Genomic DNA, 24,733 nt, shown 5'->3' with positions numbered 1-24,733 from the left:
GTGTTCCCCTCTCGAACACATGAGCGAATTATTTTCGCTGGTCAACCCCCATATCGAGCCGTCATCTTATGGCGTTGCACCCCCCTCCTCTACGTTTCGCGCGAACTCGGGGTATGGCTGCGGGCCTCCCGAACCAGAGAACGGGGCATGGCTGCGGGCCTCCCGGCGATAAACCACGCTCAGGGAGAGGGAAATCCCGTGAAGTTCAAGATGCCCACCGTCGAGGAGCTGGCGAAGCTGTCGGCGGCCGAGCTGGAGCAGCTTCGCCAGGCGGCGGAAGCCGAGTTCGATGACCTGTCGGCCGTCCTCGATCAGGATGGCGCGACCGTCTCACAGGAGACGCTCGACAGCTTGCAGGCGTTGAACGAAGCCGCGGCGGCGCTGACCACGCAGATCGATACGATCCGCGCCGAGGACGCTTCCCGGCTGGACGCGGCCCGCGCGCTGCGCGAATCGCGTAGTGCCGCCCGCACTGCTGCCGAGCAGCAGGCAGAGACCGAGACCACCGAGCAGTCCGGCGACGGCGATGGAGGAGACGGCGGCCAGGGCGACGGCGAACAGGATGGTGGCGCGGCTGTCGTGGCGGAGGCCGAGCAGGTTACTGCGGAAGCGGCTGCCGAGCAGCCCGCGGTCACCGCCTCCACCCGCGCGCCGTCGTTCCGTGGTCTGGGTGCGGCGACCGGTCGCCGCCCGGCGAACGTTGCGCCGCCGTCGGACCAGGTCGGGTTTGTGATGCGGCCGACGGCGCACAAGTACGTCGGTGGTCACGTGGGGTTCAAGGAGTTGGCCGCGTCGATCGATGCGATGGCGCCCGGCCATCGGATCTTCGGCAATCGCGACCCGCTACGGATCGATGGCGGTGCGAACAAGATTCCGCTGTCGTTGGCGACCCTCGATCGCGGATTCGGGCCGTCGCACATCATCGACGAGAAGCTGTCGGATGAGGAGCGCACTGCCCGCATCGATGAGATCGTCAACGCCACCGAGTACCGGGCTGCGACGTTCGATGACGGCGGCGCGCTCGTGGCGTCCGGCGGGCACTGCGCGGTGCCGGAGACGATCTACACGTTCTGTGATGTGACCCCGGCGACCGGTTTGGCGACGTGGCCCGCGATGAATCTGGGTCCGCGTGGTGGCCAGCGCCGCCCGCTGGAACCGGACTTCTCCGAGCTGTACAACACGCTGCCGTGGCGGTTCACCGAGGCGGAGTTGCAGGCGGAGAACCCCGACGGCACGCCCGTAGTGACCAAGCCTTGCGTCGAAATCCCCTGCGTCGAATGGGAAGAGGTGTACGTCGACGCGATCGGCCTGTGCGTCACCTCCGGCATCCTCCAGCGGCGCGGCTTCCCCGAGTCCATCGAGCGGTTCCTCGCCGAGCTGGTCAAGGCGCACCTGATCAAGGTGCACCTGTGGTCGCTGATGGACGTGGAAGCCGACTCCACCGCGTACACGATCCCGTCGGCTGGCGGGCTCGGCGCAGCTGGTGCGTTCCTCAACGGTGTCGCGTTGCGGGCGGTGGTGCAGCGGCAGCAGGAGCGTCTTGGGAAGGACGCGCCGATCGAGGGCAAGACCCCCGCCTACATGCTGGATGTGGCCAAGGCGGACATGGCTTTGCAGCAGGGGCGGGATGTCAAGAACATCACCGACGCGGAGATCGATGGCTGGCTGGCGTCGCGCAACATCTTCATGGAGTGGGTGCAGCACTGGCAGCCGATCCCGAAGGCGTCGGTGCGGTGGCCCTCGCAGGTGCGCACGCTGCTGTTCCCGCGCGGCACCTGGTACCAGCACCTCGAGAACGTCATCGAGGTCGGCACCCTCCACTCCAAGGACATGCTCCAAAAGAACAGGCAGATGGAGCTTTTCACCGAGGACGAGTACTTGATGGACCGCCGGTGCAAGACCTCGGAGGTCCTGACCATCAACGTCTGCGCCAACGGCTCCGTCGGTGCCCGCGAGCAGGTGACCTGCGCGACCACCACCAACGAAGTGCAGACCGGGACCATCTCGGGCTCCCCGACGGGCGGCACCTTCACCTTGTCGTTCGGTGGCCACACCACGACCGCGCTGCCCTACAACGCCTCGGCTGCTCAGGTTCAGGCGGCGCTGGCGCTGCTGCCGTCCATCGGCACCGGCAATGTCGCGGTCACCGGTGCGGCGGGCGGCCCGTACACCATCACGTTCCAGGGCGTGCTGGGTGCGACCAACGTCGCCCTGATCACCGCGACGGGCGCATTCCAGGGCGGCTCCAGCCCGTCGATCGCGGTGGTGCAGACCACCGCTGGCGCGCCGAACTGACCGGCGCCCATCCCTGATCTCCGGTCGGGGCGGGGAGTAGTCCCGATGGTGGCTGCCCCGCTCCCCTCCCCGACCGGACCCCTCTTTCGGAAGGAGCGGCCTGTGGCCGAGATCTACCGGCCGCCGCTGGCGAACCCCACGGCTGGGGGCCTGTACGGCGCGGCCACGGTCAAAGACACCGGCGAACCGTCGCGGCTCGCGCAGGGCATCCAGGTCGAGACCTGGAACTGCGGCCCTAGCTGGGTGTGGCCGATTGCGTGCGACGCCGAACTACCCGACCCCTCGCCGAAAGGCGCGCAGCCACGCAACGACTGGACCGACCTGGAATTCACCGGCGATGTGGTCGGCGCCGACGACAACTGTTCGGCGCTCGTGGACGAGGAGGAGGCGGCGCAGCGCGCGCAACAGCTGCTACGTCTCCAAGAATCGCGGCGCGTCGAGGAGGAGCTGGTCCCGCGTCTGCTCACCTTCGCGGGTGCCCCGACCACCGTCGCGGGTCTGGTGGCTGCCGTGGGCGGGTTGGAGGAATCCATTGCACCGTTCGGGTTTCCCGGGGTGCTGCACGCCGCCCCGCACCTCGCGGCGGCGCTCCAGGCCGCGCAGCTCATCACCCGCTCCGGCACCTACCTCCTCAGCCCGCTGGGGCATCGGTGGGCGTTCGGCGCGGGCTACGCGGGCCTGGCGGAAACGATCGTCGCCACCGGGCCGGTCGTCGTCCATCGCGGGCCGGTCGTCATGAACCACGGCCCGAATTACCCCAAGAACCAGCGGCTTTCAGTGGCCGAGCGGGAAGTGCTCGTCACGTGGGAGTGCTGGACCGAAGCCGTAACGATCGGAGCCTGACCAATGGAAGCCATCACCAACCTGCTCGAAGACGGCACCGCAACCGTCGAACCCCTCTCCCCCGGCGACCGCGGCAGGCTCGCCGCGCACCTGCTCCAGGCGGCCGGATCGGGCAACGCCCGCGTCGTACGCACTGTCTCCGTCAAGGGCGGCGGCCGCGCATTCCAGGTGCCGGCGGCCGTCGCGTACGCGGCGGGCCTGGTCCCGGATACGGCCGACGCCGACGCGGCCACCAAATCCACCGAGAGCAGCGACACCGGGCCCAGGAACGCCCAGTTGTCGCCCAACGCAGACGAGTTCACGAAGGCCGTGCTCGACACCAAGTCCGAGAACTCCGAGCCGGAGCCCCCGTCGGCGACCGCCGCCGAAGCGGATCCGCAGCCCGCCCCGGCGAAGGAGACCGCCGCGAAGAAGGCGGCCCCGGCCAAGAAGACCGCGCCGCGTACGGCAGCGAAGAAGGAGTCCGGCGATGTGGAGTAAGGACTACTGGAAGGCCACGGCCGAGCGAGCCGTGAAGACGTTCGCGCAGACGCTCGTGCCGCTGGTCACCGCGACGGTACTCACCTCGCCTGACTGGAGCGACATCACCGCGGCGGTCGGACTCTCGGCCTGCGCCGCCGGTATGTCGATCCTCTCCTCCATGGCGAGCACGTTGCGCGGTGACCCGGAGTCGCCGTCTCTGATCCGTCCGGCCGGGCGGCATTCCGCGACTGATCTGGGCTGAGCCGGGGTTGCACCCCCGCTCTCTACCTTCCGCATCCGACGGGGCTTGGGCAGCCACGACACAACTCACATGCGTATTTGAGGAGTAGTAGCCGTGAGCGAATTCGGCGTAGTCAAGGGCCGCAGGCTGCGGCTCACCTTGACCGATAGCTGTGGCCTGCCCAAGGCCGGGCCCCGTAGCCGGGCGGTGACGAAGGGCTTCGTCACCGCCACTGCCAGCCCGCAGATGAAGGAGCGGGAGGACCTGGAGCAGGCCAACGCCGAGGGCGGGACCTGCGTCACCGATTCCACTCCAGCGGAGCGGAAATGGTGGAACGTCACCATCAACTTCTGCAAGGTCAACACCTGTATCTACAACATGCTGATGGACTGGGAGCTGGTCACCGGCTGGGACGGCAAGGACATCGGTTTCTCCGATCGCAAGACCATTCCGCAGGACCGCGGCGTCGCGATCGAGCTGTGGACCGGTGTCGGTTCCGACGACGAATGCGACGTGCCCGAAGACGACGACATCTTCGCGGCGGTCGGCGGTGTCTCGAAGTACGGCTACTTCCTCTTGCCCGCGGTCAAGGACTGGGCACTCGGGGGTGACCTGGAGATCGGCGCCCAGGTGTCTACCTTCACGCTGACCGGCCGGACGAACGCGGGCACACGTTGGGGCCGAGGCCCCTACAACGTGATGCCGACGGACGCCGACAACACCCCGGGGCGTCTGCTGTTGCCGATCAAGAAGGATCAGCATCTGCGCGTGTTCGAAACCACCGTCGCGCCGCCGGAGCCGTCGACCGACTGCTGCCCGCTGGTCTTGACCATGCCCTACTTCGGTGAGACCGCCGTCGCTGTTGCGGACGAACAGCCCGAGTGCGGGGCGGTCGCCTCCAACGAAATCCAGACGGTCACCATCACCGGTTCGCCGGCGGGCGGCAGCTTCACGCTGACGTTCCAGGGGCAGACCACCACGTCCATCGCGTACAACGCGGCGGCCGCGGCCGTGCAGTCCGCGTTGCAGGCGCTGTCCACGATCGGCACCGGCAACGTCACCGTGACGGGCAGTACGTCCGGCCCGTACACCTGCACGTTCACCGGTGATCTGGCGCAACTGAACTTGCCGCTGATGACCGCCACCAGCGCGCTGACCGGCGGCACCTCGCCGAATGTCACCGTGGCCGAAACGCAGCCCGGCGGCGTCTACGCCTGATGACGCTCACGCTCGGTGACATCGCCGGGCGGCTGCGTCTGGCGCTCGATCCGGCCACGGACTTCGTCGGCCGGATCGAGCTACAGGCCCCGCTCGGCACTCCGACACCGTGGCCCGCTGGCATGTCGGCGTGGCTGCGGCTGTCGGTGCGCGGCGGCACGTTCGAGGTGCTCTGGCCCGCCACCATCGCGGGCGCGGTCATGTCGTGGCTGGTGCCTGCTGACGAGGTGGCGCAAGTCCCGCTCAACGCGTGGGCGGAACTGTGGCTGGACTACGCCGACAGCCCGCCGCTGCGGTGGCTGGAGGGGCCGATCCAAACCGGCTGCTCCAACAACGGAATTGGGCAGATCGTCGCCGTTCCCGGAGCCGGACCGGACGCGGTGGCCGTGCCGGTGCCGGGCCCGGCCGGACCACCCGGCGGCGGCAGCGGCAGCACGGTGGTCGTTTCGGGTGTCGCAGCGGTACCGCTGTCCGGGCATCGGGCGGTCACCAGGCAGCCAGACGGCACCCTCGTTTACGCCAGCGCCGACGCTCCCGGGCACATGCACGCGCCGATCTGGATCACAACTGGCGCGGCCGACGCGGGCGCGCAGGCAACGGCGGTCGCGTTCGGGGAGATCACCGAACCGTCCTGGGCATGGACGCCCGGGCCCCTGTATCTCGGCCTGGCGGGAGCGATCACGCAGATCCCGCCGACCGCTCCCAGCGCGTACTTCCTCGCGCAGCTCGGCGCAGCGACCGCGCCGACATCCGCATTCGTAGACCGCTCTGCGAGCATCCAACTCACCTAGGAGACCGCCATGGCTGGCGACAAGTACATCTACAACAACGCGGGCACCCTGACCGAGAAGGCCGCGATCCAGACCTCCGCCGGTGCAGGCGACGCGGGCAAGATCCCCGCCCTCGACACCAGCGGCCGCCTCGACAACTCGATGCTGCCGGTCGGGCTCGGCGCTGACACTGCATCCATCCAGGCATCCGAAGCCCTTTCCGCGGGTGACTTGGTCAACGTGCACAACGTGACCGGTGCGGCGCGGGTCCGTAAGGCCGACGCGACCACCTCGGGCAAGGAGGCGCACGGGTTCGTGCTCGCGGGCGCGGCCAGCGGCGCGAACGCGACGGTGTACTTCGAGGGCACCGACACCGCCGTGACCGGCCTGACACCGGGTGTGGCGTTCCTGTCCACCACTCCGGGCCAGGCGACCGCGACCGCGCCGTCCGGTACGGGCAATGTCGTGCAGCGGGTCGGGTTCGTCACCGCCGCGACCGCGCTGAACTTCCAGTCGAACGCGCCGGTGGTGCTGGCCTGATGGTGTCTCGGCTCCCGCTGGTCAATGTGTCGGGCACGACTCAAGAGCTGCCCGCCGCAGACACGATCGCGGACTTGTCGTCGCCGACGCGGACGCTCACCCTGCCGCACAGCAACGGCGGTCTCGGCGGCACCGTTGCTACTGCGCTCGGCGCGGCCACAGCGGGTTCGGTCCGGCTTGTGGTGAAGTTGCCCGCTACGACCACGCAGTGGCGGATCAAGATCCGCAACCGCGACTACAACCAAACCACCCTCACCGCGGCCACGCTGAAAAAGCTCATCGTCGGCACGCACGCGAGGGCAACGACCGGAACCGCCTTGGAGACCGGCAGTTTCACCGGCTCTGCCGCGACGACGATCGTCTCCACGGATCAGACGATCCCCGGTGATGGAACCTGGTACACGAGCCCATGGGTGACCGCGGGCGGGGACCAGTTCACCGCCGGTGTGGAGAAGCTGATCGGGTTCGGCTACACCTTCGCGTCCAGCACTGCGGTCTCCACTGGGTGTGGGCGCGGCTGGCAGTGGGCGAACAGCACATCGGCGACTGATCCGACGATCGCCGGTAGCGGCGCGACCCAAACTTACATCCCGTTCGACTGGGTCGTGGAATACCAAGTCACCAGTCGCCGCAAGGTCACGTTGGTGATCGGTGATTCGATCTCCGAGGGCATCATGGGCAGCAACTCGGCGCTCAGCTCGACGTCGCTGTGGCGTGGCCCGTTCTGGTTGTGGGCGGCCCGAGACGATCGCCTGATCATCAACCTGTCGCTGGCCGGTATCGCGCTCACACATTTCGCGACGACCCCGGCCAGCAACTACCTGTGGACGCGGCAGAGTTTCACGGCGAGCGACATAGACGAGGTTGTCATCTCGGCCGGTAGCAACGACATGAACGCGGGCAGGACCTTGGCGCAGATGCAGGCCGATGTCCTGACCATCGTGTCCTATCTGCAATCCACGCTCGGGGTGACGGCGCCGATCTACATGGCGACCATCCTCGCGCGCGGCGCGACCGGTGATGCGGTGCGGCTCACCTACAACGAGTGGATCAGCCAGCTGCCCACCTTCAGCAGCGGCCTGGTCGACTTCGACGGCGCGTTGCGCGGTGTGAACGCGCAATCACTGGTGGACCAGTACACGCCGGACAGCATTCACCCGTCCTGGCTCGGCGCGTATGCAATGGCCGATCAGTTGCTTGTCTCGATGCCGTAGGCCGCTGCACCCCACCGGCCTACGGTCGCGCCCATGTCCTGCACCTGGCCTGTAGACCGCACCTGTCTCCCGACGGTGACCGCACCGGATGATCAGGTGCGGCTACAGGGCGCGATCGACACCGCCGTGTCGGTGCTGTGGAGCTTCACCGGCCGCGTGTTCGGGTGCTGCCCCAGGATCGTGCGGCCGTGCCCGCGTGAGCGCGCGGGCACGAGGGTGTGGCTTCCCGGCCTGCTGTGGTGGCCCGAACTCGACGGCGGGGTGTGGCGCAACGTCCTGTGCGGGTGCGGGCCATCGTGCTCGGCGACCGGACCGGGAGTGGTGCATCTGGCCGGTGGCGTGTGCTCGGTGACCGAAGTGAAGATCGACGGTGCGGTGGTAGATCCCAGCCTGTGGGTGCTCGAGGGTGACCGCCTGTATGCGACGTCCGGGCGCTGGCCGGATCAGGATCTTCAGAAGCCGGCCGGGTCGCCGGGCACGTGGACGGTCGAATACCTCGAGGGGGCACCGCCCCCGGCCGGCGCCGCTCAGATGGTGGGTTTGCTGGCCAAGGAGTTTTGGAACGCGTGCACCGGCGGGAAGTGTCGGTTGCCGCGGCGGGTGGAGTCGGTGACGCGGCAGGGCGTTTCGATGCGGTTGATGGATCCGGCCGCCCTGTTCGAGAAGAAGCAGACGGGCATCGAGGAGGTCGACCTGTGGGTGGCGGCAGTCAACCCGTACAGGCACTCTCAGCCCCCGGCCGTGTCGTCTCCTGACTATCCCGGCGGTGCGTGATGCCGGATCGGGCGGCCACGGTGATCGGTTTGGTGGTGGAGCAGTTGCGGGCGGTGTTCGCGCTGGACTCGCCGCGGCCGCCGCTGGGTGGCGGAACGGAGACGGTGCACATCCTGGCTGGGGAGACGGTGGTGCCGCCGCCGTGGCTGGCCGGGGATCAGGACGACTGCGCGGACTGCGGCCCGTACCTGTGGGTGCGGTTGGCGCGGCGCTGGCGCACCGGCGACCAACGCAGCGGCGGGGTGTTCCGCGATGCCCTCGCCGGTGCGTGCGGGCAGAAACGGGCCATCACTATCGAGGTCGGGATAGCGCGCTGTCACCCGCTGGATGGGACTCCGCAGGAGCTGGAGGAGCAGGCGGCGATCCAGTGGGACGACTCGTGGCGGATCGACAACGCGCTGTGCCGCGCGATGAGCGCCGCCGACGACGCGCAGGTGATTACGGATTCGGCGATCGGTCCCGGCGAACCAGCCGGACCCCAAGGGCTCGCGGTGATCTGGACTCAGACCGCGCACGCCCAACTGTGAGGAGAAGCAAATGCTCGTGACAATCGAAGGTGTCGTCAACTCGGACGTGTGCGCGCAGGGCGAGCGGCACACCGTGGAGTGGACCCCGCATCTGCAAGGCCTGAGGAACTCCGGTCTCATCACGGTGGTCGAGGTCGTTCCGGCAGCTCAGCCGGAGAAGCGACCGCGGGCCCGCCGCCGCGCCAGCGAGGAGTAGCTGGTGGCGCGGACGTTGCGGCCGCGACTCGTGTTCCGGCCGGTCCCCGGTGCACAGGCACAGGCTGTCGCGCATGCGGCTGGTGAGCTTGACGGCCTGGGCCGCCGGATTGTGTTCAACGCCAAACAGCGCGTGAATGTCCGGTCGGGTGAACTGCGGGACTCCATGGGGCACAACGTGACCACCGAACCCAGCCGGGCACAGCTGGTGGTGTTCGCGCGCGCTCGCCACGCCGCGTGGGTGCACGACGGTACCCGACCGCACGAGATCCGGCCGTTGAACGCGAAGGCGCTTCGGTTCGAGGTCGGTGGCCGGGTCGTGTTCGCACGGCGCGTATGGCACCCGGGCTACGCCGGGAACCCGTTCCTGCGGGACGCGGTGAACGAGGAGATGAGGCGCAGCAACCTGCTGTGACCTGGGGTTTGCACCCCACTTTGCCACCTTGCCCGCGTGACGCAGCCGGGCATCAGCATTCCGATCACCGCCGACGGCGACGGGTTAGACGCCGAGCTGCGCCGCGTCGTGCTCGAAGCGATCCGGGATGTACAGCGCGAGCTGGACGCCAACCCGCTCGACATCCCGGTGTACGGCAACTTCGACGGCGACGACCTGTGGCGCGAGATCGACCGCGAGCTGCGCGACATCGAACGCATCCACGATCCGCGGATCACCATCGGGGGCGAATTCCACTCCGCTGGCCTGATCTCCGAGATCGACACGGCGATCGCTGGCGCTGGCCGCAACATTCAGGTCGGCGCGAATTTCGACATCGACGCCGCCCAGCTCGCCGCTCTACAGGGCATCGACGCCCTGGGTGACAAGAACATCCACGTCAAGCTCGACATCGACACCGACGCCGCCTTGCTGGCGGCAGTTACTGCGGTGCAGGGCTTCACCGACAAGACGGTGAATTTCAAGCTCGCCATCGACGTGGACGCCGCCCAGCTCGCGGCGGTCACGGCCGTCAGGCAGGTCGCCGACAGGGACGTCCGGATCAGGATCGGCATCGACGTGCCGCAGGCCGAGGCGGAGCGGCTCAAGGCGATCACACCGGCGCTGCGCTCCCTCCGCACCCTGACCGATCGGGACATCCGGATCAGGGTGCGGCTGGACATGAACGCCGCCGAGCTACAACGGCTTCAAGCCATCGCCCCAGCGTTGCGTTCCCTGCGGGGGCTGTCCGACCGCGATGTCCGTATCCGGATCGATCTGCGGGTGGATGAGGCGCAGCTGCGGCGGGTGGCTGAGCTGATGCGGGAGGTGCGTTCGCACACCGCGACCATCCGGGTCAACACCAACGCCGATGACGCCACCGCCCGTACGGAGCGGCTACGGGCTTCGCTCGGCGGTCTCGGCGTCGGGGTCGGCGCGATCGCTGGGATCACCGCGGCCATCGCGGCGATCGGCGGCGCGGCCGGTGCCGCGGCGGGCGCCGTCGGTGGCCTCGTCGTCGGCTTGGGCGCTCTCGGTCCCGCCGCCGGGGCGGGGATCGCCACCGCCGTCGTGGCGATGCAGGGCATCAAGGACGCGTTCAAGTCGCTGTCGGACATGTCGGACAACGCCGGGTCGGAGGCATCCGATCAGGCCGAGCGGGTGTCCTCGGCGATGGACGCCCTGAAGTCCGCGCAGGACTCGGCACGTAGCGCCGCCGATTCGTACACGGAATCGGTCAAGGACCAAGAGGAAGCCAACCAGGAGTTGGCGCGGTCCTACGAGACTGCCGCCGACAACCTCGAAGACCTCACGTTCAAGCAGCGCGGCGCGGTCATCGACCAGAAAGAGGCGCTGCTCGACCTGCGGGAGGCACAGAAGGCCGTCGGGGAGGCGGCCCGCTCGGGTGACCCGGACAAGTACCAGCGGGCGGTGACGCGGCTTCAGCGGGCACAGCTCAACTACGACAAGTCGATCACCGAGGGGCAGCGGACACAGGAACAGTTCAACGACGCCCAGGCCAAGGGCATCGAGAACTCCGACGCCGTCGTCGCGGCCAAGGCGAAACAAGCCGCCGCCGACGCCCGGGTGGCTGATTCCGCGCGGCAGGTGCAGCGCGCCAACGAGCAGGTCACCAAGGCACAAGAGGCGCTGACCAAGGCCCAGACCGAGGGCAGCCCCAGCGCCAAGAAGTTCCAGGAGGCGATGGCGAAGCTCGCGCCGAGTGCGCGGGAGTTCGTACTCGCGGCGCAGGCCGCGAAACCCGCATGGGAGGACGTCCGGAAGTCGGTTCAGCAGACCGCGTTCGAGGGCCTAGGCGGCACGCTGACCGACCTCGCACACAACGTGCTTCCGACGCTCGGCGAGGGGATGCGGTCGGTCGCTGGCGAATTCAACGCAGGCGCGAAGGGGTTCGCCGGATTCCTCCAGTCCGGTGAGGGATTGGCCGGTCTGAAAGCGGCGTTCGCTGGCGCTCAGGGCTTCATGCACGGGCTGCGGGAGGAATCCACCGGGTTCCTGGCCGGGCTGTCGCAGATGACGCAGGCCGCGGCACCGTTCGCCGAAAGTATCGGGCGGGCGTTCGGGTCAATCGGTACCGAGATCGGCGCGGCGCTGTCCCAGATCTCCGAGTCCGGGCTGCTCGGTCAGGTGATGGAGGGGATGGCCACCGCCATCCGTGGTTTGGGTCCGTTGCTCGGGGATCTGATTCGGTCTTTCTCCGAACTCGGCGCGCGGGTGCTTCCCGCGCTTGGGCCTTTGTTTGAGTCCATCGGTCAGGCGCTGGTCGCTATCGCCCCTGCGCTCGGTGATCTGGGCGCGATTTTCGCGGAATCGCTGACCGCGATTATACCCTCCCTGTCGCTGTTTATTCGCGACCTGACGGAGGGCCTACAGCCTGTTCTTCCAATTATCGCGCTGCTTCTGAAATCTGTTTTCGATGCGCTGCGACCCCTGATCGAACCGCTCGCGGAGATCACGGTGGCCGTAGGCGGTGCGCTGATCAGCGCAGTTCAGGCACTCGCCCCAGCCCTTCCGCCGCTGGCCGACGCTTTCGTTGCACTGGTCAACGCGGTAACACCAATTATCCCACTGATCGCCGATAATTTGGCGCAAATCCTTATCGCTCTCGCCCCGGCGATTACCGATATCTTTAATGCACTCGGCCCACTGGTCGCTATTTTCGCGGAGGAAATGCAGCCGGTAATTCGGGAGCTTATTCCGATTTTAGCGGAGACGGCGACAATAATTGGTAAAGCGCTGGCGGATGCGCTTGTTCAGATTGCGCCTATGCTGCCGGATTTGGTGCAGTCTTTCGGGGATTTGTTGATCGCCGTCGCCCCTCTGCTCCCGGAAATCGCCCGGTTCGCGGCCGAAGTGCTGCCGCCGCTGGTCCAGGTCCTGGTGGACCTGACACCGGTCATCGTCAAGGTGATCGATGCCTTCACCTGGCTGGTCGAGCAGACCCTGCCGGTGCTGATCACCGCGATCCAGGGCGCGAGCCAGTACTGGCAGGACCAGCTGACCGCCATGGGCGACGTCGTCACCTGGCTGACCGACACCGTGTTCCCGCTCATCGGCAAAGCCCTGGACAAGGTCCAGGGCTGGTTCGAGTCCGGCGTCGACGGCATCGCGCAGAAGTGGGGGAAGCTGCGCGAAGCCGCCGCCGTGCCGGTGCGGTTCGTGGTCAATCAGGTCTGGAATGAGGGCTTGCTGAAGGCCTGGAACACCGCGGCCAGCTTCCTGCCCGGTATCAAGCCGATGGAGCCGGTGACGCTCGGATTCCGTACCGGTGGTGCGGTGTTCGGTGCGGGCACCGGCACATCCGACTCCATCCCGGCGTGGCTGTCGAACAACGAACACGTCGTCACCGCCATGGAGGTTTTGAAGGCGGGCGGGCACAACATCCTGTACGCGATCCGCGACATGATCAGCCGGGGTGTCCCGTTCACGTGGGATAACGGGCGGATCATCAGCGAGCTCGGCCGGGGCAACCTCGACGCGTACGGGGCGGCGGTGCGCGCCAAGGGCATCGGCAACGTGAACCCCGAGGGTCTATTCGATCCGCTGCTGCGGTTCGCCGAGGGCGGCGCGGTGCTGCCGTGGATGCATCAGCTGTTGCGCGGCCACGAGTTCGCGCGGGCGCAGAACGGCAAGCCCTACCAGTGGGCCGGACCGCGGTGGGTGGGTGACTCGTTTGACTGCTCCGGGTTCATGGGCAGCATCCTCGCCGCCATCCTGGGCGGGAATCCGTGGCGGCGGTACTGGGCCACCAGCAGCTTCTCCGGTTACCCGCAGGTGGGTGCGCAGGGCCTGGTCCGCAATCTCACCGACGGTGTCGGGATGCTCGTCGGCATCACCGACGATCCGGGCGGCCCGGGTGGCGGCCACACCGCGGGCGAGCTGCGCGGCATCCCCGAACTCGGCATCCCCTCCGCGCGAGTCGAATCCGGTGGCGCGCTCGGGGATGTCCACTACGGGCGCGGCACACCCGTGAACTCCTTCGCCAGCCTGTACGGGCTGCCGATCGGCGCCAACGGATTTTTCCAGCCGAGCACCGGCGGGTCGGTGGGGCCGTCGCCGGACGAGCAGCGCGGGTTCGTGGAGAAGCAGATCGCGCGGATCTTCCGCGAGATCACCGACCCGATTCGCGGGGAGATCGAGGCCGCGGTGGGTGCACCGCCGCCAGAGTGGCGGCGGATCCCGCCGGAGTACCTGACCACCCTGGAGGACAAAACCATTCAGCACCTCGGTGGCCTGGTCGGTGGGCTCGGGGACGTGCTGCCGGGGGTGTGGTCGAAAGCCCAAGAGCTGGCCGGGCGCGCGTTCGATGCGCTCACCCCGTTCGACACCGGCGGCATCGCCTCGGGTGTGGGGTTCATGCCGAAGAACACCATCCAACCGGAGCGGGTGCTGTCCCCGGAGCAGACGAAGTTGTTCGAGGCGCTGGTGCTGGCGTTGCAGAAGATCGCCGGGGCCGGTGCCACGTTCAACGCCAGCGTGATCGATGCCCTCGGTGACGGGATCGGCCGCGCGGTCACCGACACCATTCAGGCGCTCGTGCCGCCTCCAGCGGAGCGGGTGCAGCGGGAGCAGCCGGACACCGCGCGGATGCTCGCCGAACGGGGGGTGGTGGACGAGCAGGGCCGGGTTCGCGCGGAGACCGCGGAGTTGATGCAGCGCACCGAATCCGACCGTGAGCGGGTCATTCTGGAGCAGACCGAGCAGCTCAAAGCGTCGCTAACCGACATCGCTGGACGGCTCACCAACGGCGCGTTGGTGCCGATCGTGCAGTCCGCGATGGACGCCGCGCTCGGCGTGGTAAAGGGCTGGCTGGGGGCTGGGTTCGAGCAGGTGACCGACGGCACCGACCGCACCACACAGGCCGTGGAGAACATCCCCGCCGACCTGGGCGACGGTGCCGCACCCCCACCGTTCGGCGCGCCCGGCTCAGCGTTCGACGCCGTGCAGGCGATCTCGGATGCTGTCGTGCAGGTCGCCAACACTGCGACGCAGGCGTTCAACCAGGTCGCGCAGGACATCGCCCGCGCGGCCCTCGAGCAGCGGCCGTCGCGGGTGCAGAACTCCAAAGGCACCCTGGGCCGCGACATCTCCGGCGGCCCCCTGGTGGACCTCATCGTCCGGCTCACTGGGGTGGAGATCGAGATCCGCGACAACCTGGTGGACACCCTCGCCGAAGTCCGGGAGATGCGCGGCGACCTGTCGAACGCGTTCGACAGCAGTGGGCGGATCGTTGCCGACACCGCGGAGTTGATGCAGCGCAACGAATCCAGCCGCGAGCTGGTGATCTCCGAGATGGCCCGACTCAACCGGGAACTCATGAAAGCGGTCCTGCGGTACCTGGTGCTCAGCGTGCTGTTGCCGATCCTCACCGCCATCCTCGGCGCGATGATCCAACTCGCCGTGACCGCCATCGGTGCCGCGATCGGGTCGATCATCCCCGGAATCGGCACCCTGATCGGCGCGGCCATCGGCGCCGTCGTCGGCGCTGCCCTGGCCGGTGCGGCCGCGGTGTTCACCTCGGTGCTGGCGGTCGGAGCCGGCGCGGCTATCGACTCGTTCGACTCCGGTGGTGTCGCATCGGGTATCGGGTTCCTGCCGAAGAACACGATCGCACCGGAGCGGGTGCTGTCCCCGCGGCAGACGGAGTCGTTCGACCGGCTGGTTGCCGCTCTGGAGGGCCAGCGCGGCAACCGCAGTGTCCACGCCCCGATCACTGTGTACAGCGGTCCTGGGGCGGGCCAGGACATCCAGAACCGATTGTTGACCCTGCTGTAGGAGCACACGTGGACATGGACGTAACCCGCCAGATCGCCGACCTCACGGCGCGATCGACCTCCGACCCCGACGGCATCGGCGAAACCGATGACGCGCCGGTGGTGTGGGGCGGGGTGCTCGGGCAGACGGCGCCCGTCGCGGCCGTCGTAGTGGAGGGCTGATGTACCGCGGCTGGCTCACTCTTGGCGGGCAAGAGCTGACGAACACCTCCCGGCTGATCGCCCACACCGACCCGGACCCACCGCAGTCGTGGGAGGAAGCCGAGCTTCAATGCCGGTGCGCTGTCGACTACGTGGTGGGTGACGACACATGGCCGGGCCTGCGTGAGTTCCTCGGCGACGACCCGTACGTGCTGACCGATGCACCCTGGTACGACCCGACGATTCCGCAGTCTGCGGAGTTCTTCGGGTACTGGGTGACGAAGGTAGACGGGCTCGGCCCGGTCCCGGTCGACCGAACCATGAACGACGCGATCTGCGCGGGCGGTGTTGCGGGCCCGCACCGCGACAAGTTCCGCGCCGTCACCGTCGAGGCGATTCTCGTGGCCTGCACCAACGCGGGCGTGGAGTACGGCCTGGAGTGGTTGTCGTGCCGATTGCGGCCCGCGACGGCGCTGACGGGCACGACGCTGGAGTTCCTGGCCGCCCACCCGGAAGACTCGGCGGCTGATCCGGCGCTGCTGCGGCGGGTCGCGAACCGGGTGGTGCTCACGCGCGAAGCGCAGATCTCCAACCAGTTCGGGACGCGCGGCGGCCGCAACCGGCAGGCCGCGGTGTACGTGGTCGATTGGGAGATGGGCATCGGCGACCCGTACCTGTATGGGCCGGTCACCGCCGAGACGGTGGTGTGGGATTCGACGGTGGTGGAGGGCATCGAATGGGCGCACCCACCCGACTGCGAGAACCCCGCGAGCTGCACCGATATCCCGGTGCTCGCCTCCGCGTCCTGTGTCCCGAACATCGTGGACGTGGCACCCGTGCAGCCGCCGGTGTGCGCGGGATGTATCCCGGTGTGCTCGGTGGAGACTCGTGTCGCGGTGATCCCGTCGGCGGCGGGGGTGCTGTGCCGGGATCAGGCGGTCACCCTCACCATCACCGCTGGCGCCGAAGACGTGAGTGTCAATTTCTGGTTCCGGCCGTGCGGTGAGACCGCGCTATGTGACCGCACCGGGTACCTGTCTCTCGCGGGCCTGCCCGCCGGGGGGACGCTCGTCGCCGACGCGGTGGCCGGCCGCGCCTACGGGTTGGTGGGTGGTGTGCAGGTTCGGCAGGTGGGGATCGTGCACACCCCGTCGGGTGCACCGTGGACCCCACCGATCCTGGACTCCTCGGAGTGCTGGGAGCTGGTGGCGCAGTCCGCACCTGGCGCGGACTTCACCGTGCAGGTGCAGGTTCGGGGGAGGCAAGCATGAAACTCGAGCAGGCGGCGTTCGGGGTGCACTCCCATGACGGGATCGCGCTCGGCGTGATCGAGTGCCCGGGAGAGTTCGCGTGGTCGCGGGAGCTGAACCAGATGTCGCGGCTCAGCCTGAAAGCGCCATTGCAGGACCTGGCGAGCGAGATCGTGCCGCTGGTGCATTGGATCTCGTGCTGGCACGGGCAGTCGCTCCAGTGGGTGGGGTTGATCGAGGACTCACTACGGGACCGCACCGGCATGTCGATCGAGGCACGGGACCACGCCCGCCTGCTGGGTTGGACACGCACACCCACCACCCGCCAATGGAATCAACTCGACGTGGCGCCGATCGCCGCCGACCTCTGGCGAGACATGCTCGACGTCCACGGCATACAGGCTGAGCCGATCGTCCTGCCGCAGCTGGCCGAGCAAGAGCGGTACAACGTGACCGCGACAGCGGATCAGCGGCTGGTGTCCCAGGACATCGCCGAATTGTCGAAACTCGGACTCAGGTGGACGGTGGTGCGGGGGCGGCCGGTGCTCGGGTTGCAGCCGACAACGGTGGCCGCGGAGTTGGAGGACTGCCATCTGACCAGCGGCGCGCACATCCGCCGCTCCGGTGCCCGCACCGCCAACGATGTCCGGGTGCAGGGCAAGAACGCCGCGTGGACCGAACGCCGCGAGCTCGGTGGATTGCGGATGCAGTCCATCGTCTCGCTCGATGATCTGTTCGGGGTGAACAACATCCAACGGGCGGCCGCCGACTATGTGCGGCGGTCGGCGCGGATCCGTGACGAACTGGTGGTGCCGCCCGCGGCGACGCTGACGCCGGATGCTCCGGTGGAGTTGGACATGCTGGTGCCGGGCGTGCATCTCAGTGTGTCTGCACTCGGTCTGCGTAGCGTGCTGCGCGTGGACCAGGTGCAGGTGTCCGGCTCCCCGCAATCGATCGACGTAGCGGTCACGCTGTCGACGCCGGAGTGGGTCAGCGAACTGGAGAAGGCAGGCGGGCAGGTGATCAGCGGATGAGCGGCACAGCCGAACCCGTACGTCCACCCACCACGGACGCCGAGTGGGCGCGTGACACCGACAACCGCCTGAAGAGTCTGGAGAACCCGAAGTCGCAGCGGATCGGGTCGTGGGTGCTGTCGGAATCCTCGGAAGGTCACCTGATTGGCTCCCACGTGGGCGGTGGCAGCGTGATCATCGCACGGAAACCCGAGGGTGGGGAGAACGATCCGGACTCGATTACTGACAACCTCGCGCCGTCCGTAAGCGTGCTGCGGTCCGCGCTGCAATCCATCCCCGCTAACGGCGCGAACGTCCGTTTCGACGGCATTCGCCTGGAGGTGGGTGGGGACTGGACCGGCGGCCGCAACCTGATGGACACCGTCGTGGTCCCGGTTTCCGGCGTCTACGTAGGCACCGGCACAGTGCAGTTCGACACCGGGTCGGCGTTCCTCACCGCGACCATCATGGTCGACGGCAAGACCCGGGTGGCTGGTCGTGTCGTGGACTCCTCGGGCGGGGCGTGGATGTCGTCCACCGCCACGGGGATATTGCAGCTCACCGCCGGGCAGTCCGTCGGGCTATTCGCCCACGCGGGCGTGGTCCGCAACATCGGCGCGGCCACGTTGTACGGGACGCCGGTGCCGACGGAGCTGTCGCTGGCACTCATCGAACGGAGGTCGTGATGCCGCAGGTGTGCACGTCCCGCAACATGTCGATCGTCGCGGGGAAGTTGGGGATCGCGAAATGGTCGGCACCTCGGATGGTTGGGCAGGTGTCGGCCACCTCCACCGGGGACGGCGCGATCACCGGCGCCGGGCTCACCACCCAACCCGGCCGCCTGATGGTCAACGCCCAGATCGCGTGGATCTCCGATAGCCCGCTGCCGTCGCAGATGCGGCTACAGGTGATCCGCCCCTACCGCACGATCATCTGCTCCAACCCGAACGCCATCCAGATTTGGGACTCCTGGAACTACGGGATCGATGAGGCGGCGCGGGTTCCCGACACCTACAACCTGGTCAACAGCTTGTGCACGCTGGGGGTGGACGTCGGCACCGACAACGTCTCCCAGCCGTACTACGGGCGCATCCACCAGGACTACCCGGCCACCTCCACCGAGGAGTGGTACGAACTCCCGGCCGGGTCGACGCTGAACATCCACTACCGCTGCTACGTGTGGACCCCACCGCCTTGGAGCAACAACGCCAGCGCGAACAGCCCGCTGCATGAGGCGTATTCGCGTGGGGTGAAGCTGCGGTTGTGGGCGTTCCCCACTGCCGACGAGGAGGTCCGGTGAGCATCGCCATCTGCGGCACCGAGTGGATCCTGTCCGGCCCGAACGGGACCGGGTTCGGCGACGGCTGGCTGCCCCGCATCGTCGCCGAACGGTTCGTCTCGTCCACCCGCGACGGGGATGTGCAGCGCGCCCCCGACCCGGTGCCGTTCATCCAAGCCGAAATGTCGTGGACCAACGAGACCGGCGCGGCGCAACACGCCTGGCTCGGTACCCACCGCGCACCCAGAACCATCGTCGCCGCCAACCCCAACACCTACGCCGTGGACGACGCGATCTCCTGGGACATCGGTGTCTCCCCCAACGCACCCGAACCGTATGCCACGGAGAACGGAATCGGCGCCCGCCTACAAACCACCCCGAACGCGAGCAACGAAGTCGGCTACTCCCGCATGTTCCGCGGCTGGGACGACAGCGTGCGCACCGACGAACTCGGCACCGTCGCCGACGGCGACACCGTCCACATCCGCTACAGCGCGCTGTACACCACACCCGGCTCCTGGCGTGCACCCAACCAAGGCCTGCAAGTCGTGCGGGTGTTCTGGGTGCGGCTGCGGCTGCTCGCGGTACCGGAGGCCACACCATGACCACACCCTGCATCGACAGCAACTACTTCCAGGCCCCCAGCGGCATCCTGTCCCCGAAACGACAGTGGCAGTGGGCACACCGCGCCACCGCCACCGCCGGCGGCGCGACGTTCACCCCGGCGAACAACGCTGCGGGCACCACGCTGTTCACGGTGCAGGCGCAGTGGACGAACGACACCACGATCACGCAGCAGGTGTATGCGGTGATGACCGCGGGCCCGGTCCGGTACGTGCTCGACAGCTTGAAGCACATGACGATCCAGTACCAGTGGGGCACGTCGTTCGGTGCGGCCCCGGCCGACCCGACGCTCACCGAGGAATCACGGGTGCGGGGCTACCCGGATTTGGGAACCGGCAACGCGACACCGTCCGGGCCGGTCGTGGGGATCTATGTGCTGCTCGAGGACCGGCAGCCCACGAACAGCGTGCCGATCGGGGACGTGGTGACTCTGCCACCCGGGCAGCAGATGAAGGCCCGGGTGCAGGTCAGGTGGTTCACCTCGGCGTGGGGCACCGACTGGTACGCCACCGCGTGGGGCGACCCCGCCCCCTACCGGGTCGGGAAGGTCGGGCCGGTGCGGGTGGATCTGTTCAGTGTTCCGGTGATTCCGTAGCCGCTGGCTCGATCCAGTTGTAGATGGTCTGGCGCGCCAGGCCGGTTTCGTTGATGATGGCCTGCGGCTTGACCGGGCCGTCCTCTGTTGTGCCGGAGTGCGCTGCCTTGGCCGCTGCTTCCAGGTAGCGCATGACCTGATTCACCTGCTGGCGTGCGGTGGTGAGGTCTTCGCCGAGCAGGTCCAGGGTCCGGAGTGCGTCGACCTCGGTCTTGAACTGGAAGACAGGTTCGACAAGCCAGTTGATGTCTACGGTACCGGGGACGTACAGGTCGTCGGGACCGGTGATGATTCGCTGTTCCACGCTTCCTCCGTAAAGTGTCTAGTGATAGACACTTTACGGGTGTTTGGCCCAGGTGTCTAGTGATGGACACTTCGATGACTCGGCGCGTCGAAAGCGCTGTCGCTAGTAACAATTCGCCGGTGTCGGCGATCAGCCAGTGAACTATCACGCTTCACCGACGACAGGAGTGCCAGATGAGCCCTGATCCCTGGACGGTCACAAGCCCGTCCGACGGCGTGTATCGCTTCACCAACGCCAGTGATGCCAAAGCAGTGATGATCACACTGCACCCCATCGGCAACGTCGAACTCAAGGCCGTCGGTGATGGCGAATTCGATGACCAGGCGGTTTCGACCCCGAAGGACCCCGGCCAGTCCTTCGATCGGAAAATCAAGCGTGCGACCAGCGTCGGCACCGCAGGTGTCCGCGTCACGTGGACGACACCCGGAGTCGGGCACAGCAGCTGGGATTTCAAACTGCCGGAGTAGACAGCCCATTCGCCGACGGCCTACAGCCGCGAAGTGCTGTAGGCCGTCGGCGTTGCAGCTGCATGAACGACCATCTGCACCCCCTCGTCCTACGGTGCGCGCCTGTATCCAGGGCAGCCCCTACGGGATGGAGGACAAGGTGACGATGAGCTATGAGCCGCCGAGCGGTGCGGAGGATCTGGCGGCGCAGGCCGAGCAGGTCGCGCGCGAGCGTGATCAGCTGGAGCAGGAGATGGCGCTGGTGCGGCAGCGGCGCGCAGAGCGGCCCTCGGTGGCCTATCAGCCGCTGTCGACCATCGGGGACGTCGCCGGAGACATGGCGTCTACGGTCGGCCCCGTGGACGTGGTCAAGGCGGGCGCGGTGATCGACCCCGACGGGATGGAGTACGAGCTCGACGGCGACGGCGATGTGCTGCGCGACGGCGAGGACAAACCGATCCCGAAGGGCGACTACGAGCGGGACGAAAACGGTGTTGCTCTGCTGGATGACGCGGGGCGGCCGTTCGAGCGGTGGCCGCACGACACGATCGAGTACAAGGGCCGGAAGATCCAGATCAAGAAGGCCAGCCCGGAAGCGTTGCAGGCGATGAGCTTGTCGACGTCGGACACGTTGCCGGCTGAGACGCAGCTGCGGATCTACCACCGGTATGTGGACTCCCACATCAGTATGCGGTCACGAGTCGAGCTGATGGACGCGATGCTGGCCGGTGAGTTCACCATGGACGACTACCGGGAGTTGTTCAAGCTGATCGCGAAGGCGGGCAGTGGACGCCCTACGAAGCCGTCGCGAGCCTAGCGGCGTTCGCGACGAAGAATTGGCGGCTGCTGCGTGGGCGGCTCATTCTGGCGGGGATCGCTGATCCGCTGCGGCAACTGCCGGATGTGCACGCGATCCTCGATGTGGCTGAGGTATTGATCACCGAGCACATGACGCAGGAGCAGTTGGACGCGTACTACCGGCGGACCTATCACGGGCCGTCGGCTCGGGTCGCTGCTACCGGGAAACCGGAGGAGCGACCCGACCCGGCCGGGTTCGATGTCGAGTCCCAACGCGACAGCTTCGCGGCGTTCGCCAAGGCCGTCGGCGGTCTGGAATAGGTCAGCTCTGCTGGACCTCGGGCGGGAGGTTCCAGTCCGCCTGGTCGCGGGGCAGCCGCTTCCCGGGGCGGACGGCTGACCAGTCGTCCACCGTTTGCGGCAGCCAGCCGCGCACGTCGCCGATCATCGCATCGGGCAGCGGCAGCTTGTACCGGTTGAGGGTGTCGCGCTCCACGTTGATGCGTTCGGCGAACCCGCCGCTGCTGAGGAAGCGGATCGTGGAGTGGCGCATCACGTGCCACTCCTCCCCTTCCCGGGTGGGCCGCTTGCCGGGGCGGCGGCGGTTCCACTCATCCGCTGTCTCCGGCAGCCAGCCGCGGATGTCGCCGATCATCGCGTTCGGTGTCGGTAGTTGGCCCTTGCGCCCGTAGGTGTTCAACGTGTTGCGGCTGATGCCGAGGCGCGCGGCGACCTCGCCGAGCCCCAGGTAGTGAATGGCCACAGGTGATCGCCTCCTTCTTCGTCGTCGCCGGGGTAACGGTACCGGCATATGTGTGTACCTTTTCGCCCACGGCCAGCGCAGTAGTCATGCCCTGTGATTACTGCAACAAGTTCCGTCGGTGCCGACAGGTTTACACCCGTTCATGCGTGGAGTTTCGGCGGCGGCTGCACCCCGCCCGCCTACCGTGCGCGCCATGACGAAGCCGGATTACGTCGAATTGGACCGAATGGGCGACTCCGCCTCCAGCAGGCATGGGGCGCGCGTCGAGAACTTCCTGCTGCACACTCAGGAAGGCAACGGGACGGCCGAGAGCCTGGCCAACTATCTCAACAATCCGGCGAATGGGGTGAGCTACCACTACACCGTGCGCGACCGCGTGGTGGTCGATGTGGTGGACACCGACCTGGCGAGCTGGTCGGTGTTGGACGCGAACCCGTTCACGATCAACCTCTGTTTCGCGGGCAGCCGGGTCTCGTGGACCCGCGAGGACTGGCTGAGCATCCGTGACGACATCCGGATCGCGGCCTGGCTCGCGGTGCAGGACGCGCGCAAATACGGGTTCGACACCTATGTCATCGCGCCCCCGTACCGGCGGCGGCAGGGCATCAGCGATCACCGCTACGTCACCGAGTGCCTCGGCATCGGCACGCACACCGATGTGGGACCGAATTTCCCCTGGGACGTGTTCGCCCGCGACGTCGCAGAGTTCACCGGCACTATCCACGAGGAGGAAGACATGCCCAGTGCGAAAGAGATCGCCGATGAGGTGGTCAAAGCCATTCTGTCGGCGCGACCGCAGCAGCCGGACGGCAGCACGGACGCCACAGTCGGCGAGCTGCTGACGTGGATCGACAAGCACACCGCCGACGGGATCGACTTGGCTGCTGGTACCGGCAGCAAGGACCAGCGCGGCCCGCTCCAGCCGACCGGGTTCGACTACCTCGCCGACCTCACCCCAGGCGAAGCGCTCGGGGTGATCGGCGCCGCATTGAACATTCCCGGTTTCCGTGACCCGCGAAAGGACGAGCAGCGATGAGCGCGATGCTGGACAAGCTGGACGGTGGCGACTGGGTGAAGCTGCTGGGTGCGCTGGTCACCATCATGTCCGTGTTCGCGACGTAGCCGGTCATGGATTTACCCACTCTCCCGTGGGAGTCCATCGGCATCGTCGGCGTGATCGTCGGCATCGGAATGCTGGTGATCACCGGCAGGCTCGTGCCGCTGTCGTTGCATCAAGCGATTGTGGACGATCTGCGCGCGCAGATCGCCGCGTTCCAGCGCCGCGATGAGGCTCGCGAGCGGGACACCGCGATGCAGATTCAGCAGAACTCGACGCTGCTGGTGCGACAGGCGGAAATCTGGGACCGCGTGCTGAGTCCCGCCGACCCTCGTCAGGAATCGGGAAATCATGTGGCGCCGACTACTCGGGATTGACCGCAAGTCCGACCAGGAGGCGCGCCGCGCGGCCGAGGAGGCGGCCGCGCGGGCCGAGGCCGACCTGCGCCGGACCGAGCAGCGTTGGCCGGAGGTACGCCGCCTGGCGAAGGGATTGGACAAGGGCTTGGAGCGCAACCACATCGTGGAGACGCTGCTCATCTCGATACAAAGGGAGAACCCGCGGTGACCGCTCGCATCCGCCGGTACGTGCTCGCCGCGGCGGCGCTGCTGGATGTGCTGATCCTGGTGATCGAACCACCGGCCGACGCCGCGATTGCGCTGCTGATCGCGATTGCTGTGAAGTCCGGAGTGCTGGCCTGTGTGTATGGCTTCGGCAGTCCCTGGTATCGGACGAAGCTCGGCAGCAATCTGCTCGCCCTGGCGGGCGCGGTCGCGGTCGGCTCCGGGGTGAGTGCGTTGCGGCTGCTCGATATCCGGTACCCGCATGACGAGCGGATCGTGGCCGTGTCGGTGGCGATCGTCGCGTTCAGCTTCATCCGGTTCCTGCTGACCGTGGTCCAGCTGCAGCGGGAAGGGAAGCGTGGGGGCGCGGTGAGGTCGGGCGGGCAGTGACCGTGGGTTGTCCCGGTTTGTCCCGTCGTTGTCCCGGGTCCGCCGTCGCTGGCGGGTTCTCGGGTCGCTCGGGTCGCGTAGACCGACAGGAAGCACCCCTTCAACCAGCGTTAGCGAGCTATAACCGAGTGACAATCGGTGATAATTTTCTATTACCGACGGGTAGCTTCGGGCAACACGACTGAGACATTCTCCACATTGCA

At 67.5% G+C, this 24,733-nt stretch carries 29 protein-coding genes; 27 read left to right on the top strand and 2 right to left on the bottom strand.

The features are described from left to right. The 20 genes from ABZ420_RS31385 to ABZ420_RS31290 all read left to right on the top strand — a co-directional run bounded on the left by ABZ420_RS31385 (position 1) and on the right by ABZ420_RS31290 (position 20,209). Positions 1–2,295, top strand: coding sequence for a major capsid protein (locus ABZ420_RS31385; RefSeq protein ID WP_357130409.1), 2,295 nt, complete (start codon positions 1–3; stop codon positions 2,293–2,295). A gap of 102 nt (positions 2,296–2,397) precedes the next feature. Then, a complete protein-coding gene (locus ABZ420_RS31380) occupies positions 2,398–3,138 on the top strand; it encodes a hypothetical protein (RefSeq protein ID WP_357130406.1) in 741 nt (246 codons plus the stop codon). A 3-nt stretch (positions 3,139–3,141) separates the two neighbouring features. Beyond that, a complete protein-coding gene (locus ABZ420_RS31375) occupies positions 3,142–3,618 on the top strand; it encodes a hypothetical protein (protein WP_357130403.1) in 477 nt (158 codons plus the stop codon). Continuing rightward, a complete protein-coding gene (locus ABZ420_RS31370; RefSeq protein WP_357130400.1) occupies positions 3,608–3,862 on the top strand; it encodes a holin in 255 nt (84 codons plus the stop codon). Before ABZ420_RS31375 ends, ABZ420_RS31370 begins: the two co-directional genes overlap by 11 nt. Before the next feature lie 93 nt (positions 3,863–3,955). After that, positions 3,956–5,059, top strand: coding sequence for a hypothetical protein (locus tag ABZ420_RS31365; protein ID WP_357130397.1), 1,104 nt, complete (start codon positions 3,956–3,958; stop codon positions 5,057–5,059). Continuing rightward, on the top strand, positions 5,059–5,850 hold the full coding sequence (locus ABZ420_RS31360; protein WP_357130394.1) for a hypothetical protein: 792 nt from the start codon (positions 5,059–5,061) through the stop codon (positions 5,848–5,850). Before ABZ420_RS31365 ends, ABZ420_RS31360 begins: the two co-directional genes overlap by 1 nt. 9 nt (positions 5,851–5,859) lie before the next feature. Further along, positions 5,860–6,369, top strand: coding sequence for a hypothetical protein (locus ABZ420_RS31355; RefSeq protein WP_357130391.1), 510 nt, complete (start codon positions 5,860–5,862; stop codon positions 6,367–6,369). After that, positions 6,369–7,583, top strand: coding sequence for an SGNH/GDSL hydrolase family protein (locus tag ABZ420_RS31350; protein WP_357130388.1), 1,215 nt, complete (start codon positions 6,369–6,371; stop codon positions 7,581–7,583). Before ABZ420_RS31355 ends, ABZ420_RS31350 begins: the two co-directional genes overlap by 1 nt. Positions 7,584–7,658: 75 nt before the next feature. Beyond that, a complete protein-coding gene (locus tag ABZ420_RS31345) occupies positions 7,659–8,357 on the top strand; it encodes a hypothetical protein (RefSeq protein ID WP_357130384.1) in 699 nt (232 codons plus the stop codon). Beyond that, on the top strand, positions 8,357–8,884 hold the full coding sequence (locus tag ABZ420_RS31340; RefSeq protein ID WP_357130381.1) for a hypothetical protein: 528 nt from the start codon (positions 8,357–8,359) through the stop codon (positions 8,882–8,884). The genes ABZ420_RS31345 and ABZ420_RS31340 overlap by 1 nt, the downstream gene beginning before the upstream one ends. 10 nt (positions 8,885–8,894) lie before the next feature. Continuing rightward, complete coding sequence (locus tag ABZ420_RS31335) at positions 8,895–9,080, top strand: hypothetical protein (protein WP_357130378.1); 186 nt, start codon at positions 8,895–8,897, stop codon at positions 9,078–9,080. Between the two features lie 3 nt (positions 9,081–9,083). Then, positions 9,084–9,494 carry a hypothetical protein gene (locus tag ABZ420_RS31330; protein WP_357130375.1) on the top strand — a complete coding sequence of 137 codons (411 nt, stop codon included), beginning with the start codon at positions 9,084–9,086 and terminating at the stop codon, positions 9,492–9,494. A 36-nt stretch (positions 9,495–9,530) separates the two neighbouring features. Continuing rightward, entirely contained in the window at positions 9,531–15,308 is a 5,778-nt protein-coding gene (locus ABZ420_RS31325) for a hypothetical protein (protein WP_357130372.1), read from the top strand. 8 nt (positions 15,309–15,316) lie between these two features. Beyond that, positions 15,317–15,469 (top strand): hypothetical protein, encoded by a 153-nt coding sequence (locus ABZ420_RS31320; RefSeq protein WP_357130369.1) that lies wholly within the window; start codon positions 15,317–15,319, stop codon positions 15,467–15,469. Further along, a complete protein-coding gene (locus ABZ420_RS31315) occupies positions 15,469–16,719 on the top strand; it encodes a sugar transferase (protein ID WP_357130366.1) in 1,251 nt (416 codons plus the stop codon). The genes ABZ420_RS31320 and ABZ420_RS31315 overlap by 1 nt, the downstream gene beginning before the upstream one ends. Then, complete coding sequence (locus ABZ420_RS31310) at positions 16,716–17,732, top strand: hypothetical protein (protein ID WP_357130364.1); 1,017 nt, start codon at positions 16,716–16,718, stop codon at positions 17,730–17,732. Before ABZ420_RS31315 ends, ABZ420_RS31310 begins: the two co-directional genes overlap by 4 nt. Beyond that, positions 17,729–18,397 carry a hypothetical protein gene (locus ABZ420_RS31305; protein ID WP_357130363.1) on the top strand — a complete coding sequence of 223 codons (669 nt, stop codon included), beginning with the start codon at positions 17,729–17,731 and terminating at the stop codon, positions 18,395–18,397. The genes ABZ420_RS31310 and ABZ420_RS31305 overlap by 4 nt, the downstream gene beginning before the upstream one ends. Continuing rightward, positions 18,397–19,011, top strand: a complete 615-nt coding sequence (locus ABZ420_RS31300) for a hypothetical protein (protein ID WP_357130360.1) — start codon at positions 18,397–18,399, stop codon at positions 19,009–19,011. The genes ABZ420_RS31305 and ABZ420_RS31300 overlap by 1 nt, the downstream gene beginning before the upstream one ends. Then, positions 19,008–19,595 (top strand): hypothetical protein, encoded by a 588-nt coding sequence (locus ABZ420_RS31295; RefSeq protein WP_357130357.1) that lies wholly within the window; start codon positions 19,008–19,010, stop codon positions 19,593–19,595. The genes ABZ420_RS31300 and ABZ420_RS31295 overlap by 4 nt, the downstream gene beginning before the upstream one ends. After that, positions 19,592–20,209: a hypothetical protein gene (locus ABZ420_RS31290; RefSeq protein ID WP_357130354.1), complete on the top strand. Its 618-nt coding sequence runs from the start codon at positions 19,592–19,594 to the stop codon at positions 20,207–20,209. Before ABZ420_RS31295 ends, ABZ420_RS31290 begins: the two co-directional genes overlap by 4 nt. Here the strand turns inward: ABZ420_RS31290 and ABZ420_RS31285 are convergent. Continuing rightward, positions 20,187–20,513 (bottom strand): hypothetical protein, encoded by a 327-nt coding sequence (locus ABZ420_RS31285; protein WP_357130351.1) that lies wholly within the window; start codon positions 20,511–20,513, stop codon positions 20,187–20,189. The genes ABZ420_RS31290 and ABZ420_RS31285 overlap by 23 nt on opposite strands. Positions 20,514–20,686: 173 nt before the next feature. Between ABZ420_RS31285 and ABZ420_RS31280 the strand changes: the two genes are divergently transcribed. The 3 genes from ABZ420_RS31280 to ABZ420_RS31270 all read left to right on the top strand — a co-directional run bounded on the left by ABZ420_RS31280 (position 20,687) and on the right by ABZ420_RS31270 (position 22,078). Next, complete coding sequence (locus ABZ420_RS31280; protein WP_357130348.1) at positions 20,687–20,980, top strand: hypothetical protein; 294 nt, start codon at positions 20,687–20,689, stop codon at positions 20,978–20,980. 139 nt (positions 20,981–21,119) lie between these two features. Next, the gene (locus tag ABZ420_RS31275; protein WP_357130345.1) at positions 21,120–21,776 is read left to right on the top strand and encodes a hypothetical protein; all 657 of its coding nucleotides are present in this window, start codon (positions 21,120–21,122) and stop codon (positions 21,774–21,776) included. A 104-nt stretch (positions 21,777–21,880) separates the two neighbouring features. Further along, positions 21,881–22,078 carry a hypothetical protein gene (locus ABZ420_RS31270; protein WP_357130342.1) on the top strand — a complete coding sequence of 66 codons (198 nt, stop codon included), beginning with the start codon at positions 21,881–21,883 and terminating at the stop codon, positions 22,076–22,078. A gap of 1 nt (position 22,079) precedes the next feature. Here ABZ420_RS31270 and ABZ420_RS31265 read toward each other — a convergent pair whose 3' ends face one another. After that, on the bottom strand, positions 22,080–22,520 hold the full coding sequence (locus ABZ420_RS31265) for a hypothetical protein (RefSeq protein WP_357130339.1): 441 nt from the start codon (positions 22,518–22,520) through the stop codon (positions 22,080–22,082). A gap of 193 nt (positions 22,521–22,713) precedes the next feature. On the opposite strand from ABZ420_RS31265, the gene ABZ420_RS31260 reads away from it, so the two are divergent. The 4 genes from ABZ420_RS31260 (at position 22,714) to ABZ420_RS31245 (ending at position 24,530) form a co-directional block, all read left to right on the top strand. Then, positions 22,714–23,556, top strand: coding sequence for an N-acetylmuramoyl-L-alanine amidase (locus ABZ420_RS31260; protein WP_357130336.1), 843 nt, complete (start codon positions 22,714–22,716; stop codon positions 23,554–23,556). Positions 23,557–23,693: 137 nt separating this feature from the next. Then, positions 23,694–23,954, top strand: a complete 261-nt coding sequence (locus ABZ420_RS31255; protein ID WP_357130333.1) for a hypothetical protein — start codon at positions 23,694–23,696, stop codon at positions 23,952–23,954. Then, positions 23,929–24,144, top strand: a complete 216-nt coding sequence (locus ABZ420_RS31250) for a hypothetical protein (protein WP_357130330.1) — start codon at positions 23,929–23,931, stop codon at positions 24,142–24,144. Before ABZ420_RS31255 ends, ABZ420_RS31250 begins: the two co-directional genes overlap by 26 nt. Further along, positions 24,141–24,530 carry a hypothetical protein gene (locus ABZ420_RS31245; protein WP_357130327.1) on the top strand — a complete coding sequence of 130 codons (390 nt, stop codon included), beginning with the start codon at positions 24,141–24,143 and terminating at the stop codon, positions 24,528–24,530. The genes ABZ420_RS31250 and ABZ420_RS31245 overlap by 4 nt, the downstream gene beginning before the upstream one ends. Positions 24,531–24,733: the final 203 nt, after the last annotated feature.

It is taken from the genome of Nocardia sp. NPDC005745 (genome assembly GCF_040630775.1).
Taxonomy (GTDB): Bacteria; Actinomycetota; Actinomycetes; order Mycobacteriales; family Mycobacteriaceae; genus Nocardia.
Note: the sequence above shows the minus strand (reverse complement) of the source record. Positions and strands in the feature narration are given on the sequence as shown.

Bases quoted from the DNA above. Each gene is read 5' to 3' on its own strand.
- ABZ420_RS31375 (WP_357130403.1), top strand. From the start codon at position 3,142: ATGGAAGCCATCACCAACCTGCTCGAAGACGGCACCGCAACCGTCGAA.
- ABZ420_RS31370 (WP_357130400.1), top strand. From the start codon at position 3,608: ATGTGGAGTAAGGACTACTGGAAGGCCACGGCCGAGCGAGCCGTGAAG.
- ABZ420_RS31360 (WP_357130394.1), top strand. From the start codon at position 5,059: ATGACGCTCACGCTCGGTGACATCGCCGGGCGGCTGCGTCTGGCGCTC.
- ABZ420_RS31355 (WP_357130391.1), top strand. From the start codon at position 5,860: ATGGCTGGCGACAAGTACATCTACAACAACGCGGGCACCCTGACCGAG.
- ABZ420_RS31350 (WP_357130388.1), top strand. From the start codon at position 6,369: ATGGTGTCTCGGCTCCCGCTGGTCAATGTGTCGGGCACGACTCAAGAG.
- ABZ420_RS31340 (WP_357130381.1), top strand. From the start codon at position 8,357: ATGCCGGATCGGGCGGCCACGGTGATCGGTTTGGTGGTGGAGCAGTTG.
- ABZ420_RS31335 (WP_357130378.1), top strand. From the start codon at position 8,895: ATGCTCGTGACAATCGAAGGTGTCGTCAACTCGGACGTGTGCGCGCAG.
- ABZ420_RS31315 (WP_357130366.1), top strand. From the start codon at position 15,469: ATGTACCGCGGCTGGCTCACTCTTGGCGGGCAAGAGCTGACGAACACC.
- ABZ420_RS31310 (WP_357130364.1), top strand. From the start codon at position 16,716: ATGAAACTCGAGCAGGCGGCGTTCGGGGTGCACTCCCATGACGGGATC.
- ABZ420_RS31305 (WP_357130363.1), top strand. From the start codon at position 17,729: ATGAGCGGCACAGCCGAACCCGTACGTCCACCCACCACGGACGCCGAG.
- ABZ420_RS31300 (WP_357130360.1), top strand. From the start codon at position 18,397: ATGCCGCAGGTGTGCACGTCCCGCAACATGTCGATCGTCGCGGGGAAG.
- ABZ420_RS31290 (WP_357130354.1), top strand. From the start codon at position 19,592: ATGACCACACCCTGCATCGACAGCAACTACTTCCAGGCCCCCAGCGGC.
- ABZ420_RS31280 (WP_357130348.1), top strand. From the start codon at position 20,687: ATGAGCCCTGATCCCTGGACGGTCACAAGCCCGTCCGACGGCGTGTAT.
- ABZ420_RS31260 (WP_357130336.1), top strand. From the start codon at position 22,714: ATGACGAAGCCGGATTACGTCGAATTGGACCGAATGGGCGACTCCGCC.
- ABZ420_RS31250 (WP_357130330.1), top strand. From the start codon at position 23,929: ATGTGGCGCCGACTACTCGGGATTGACCGCAAGTCCGACCAGGAGGCG.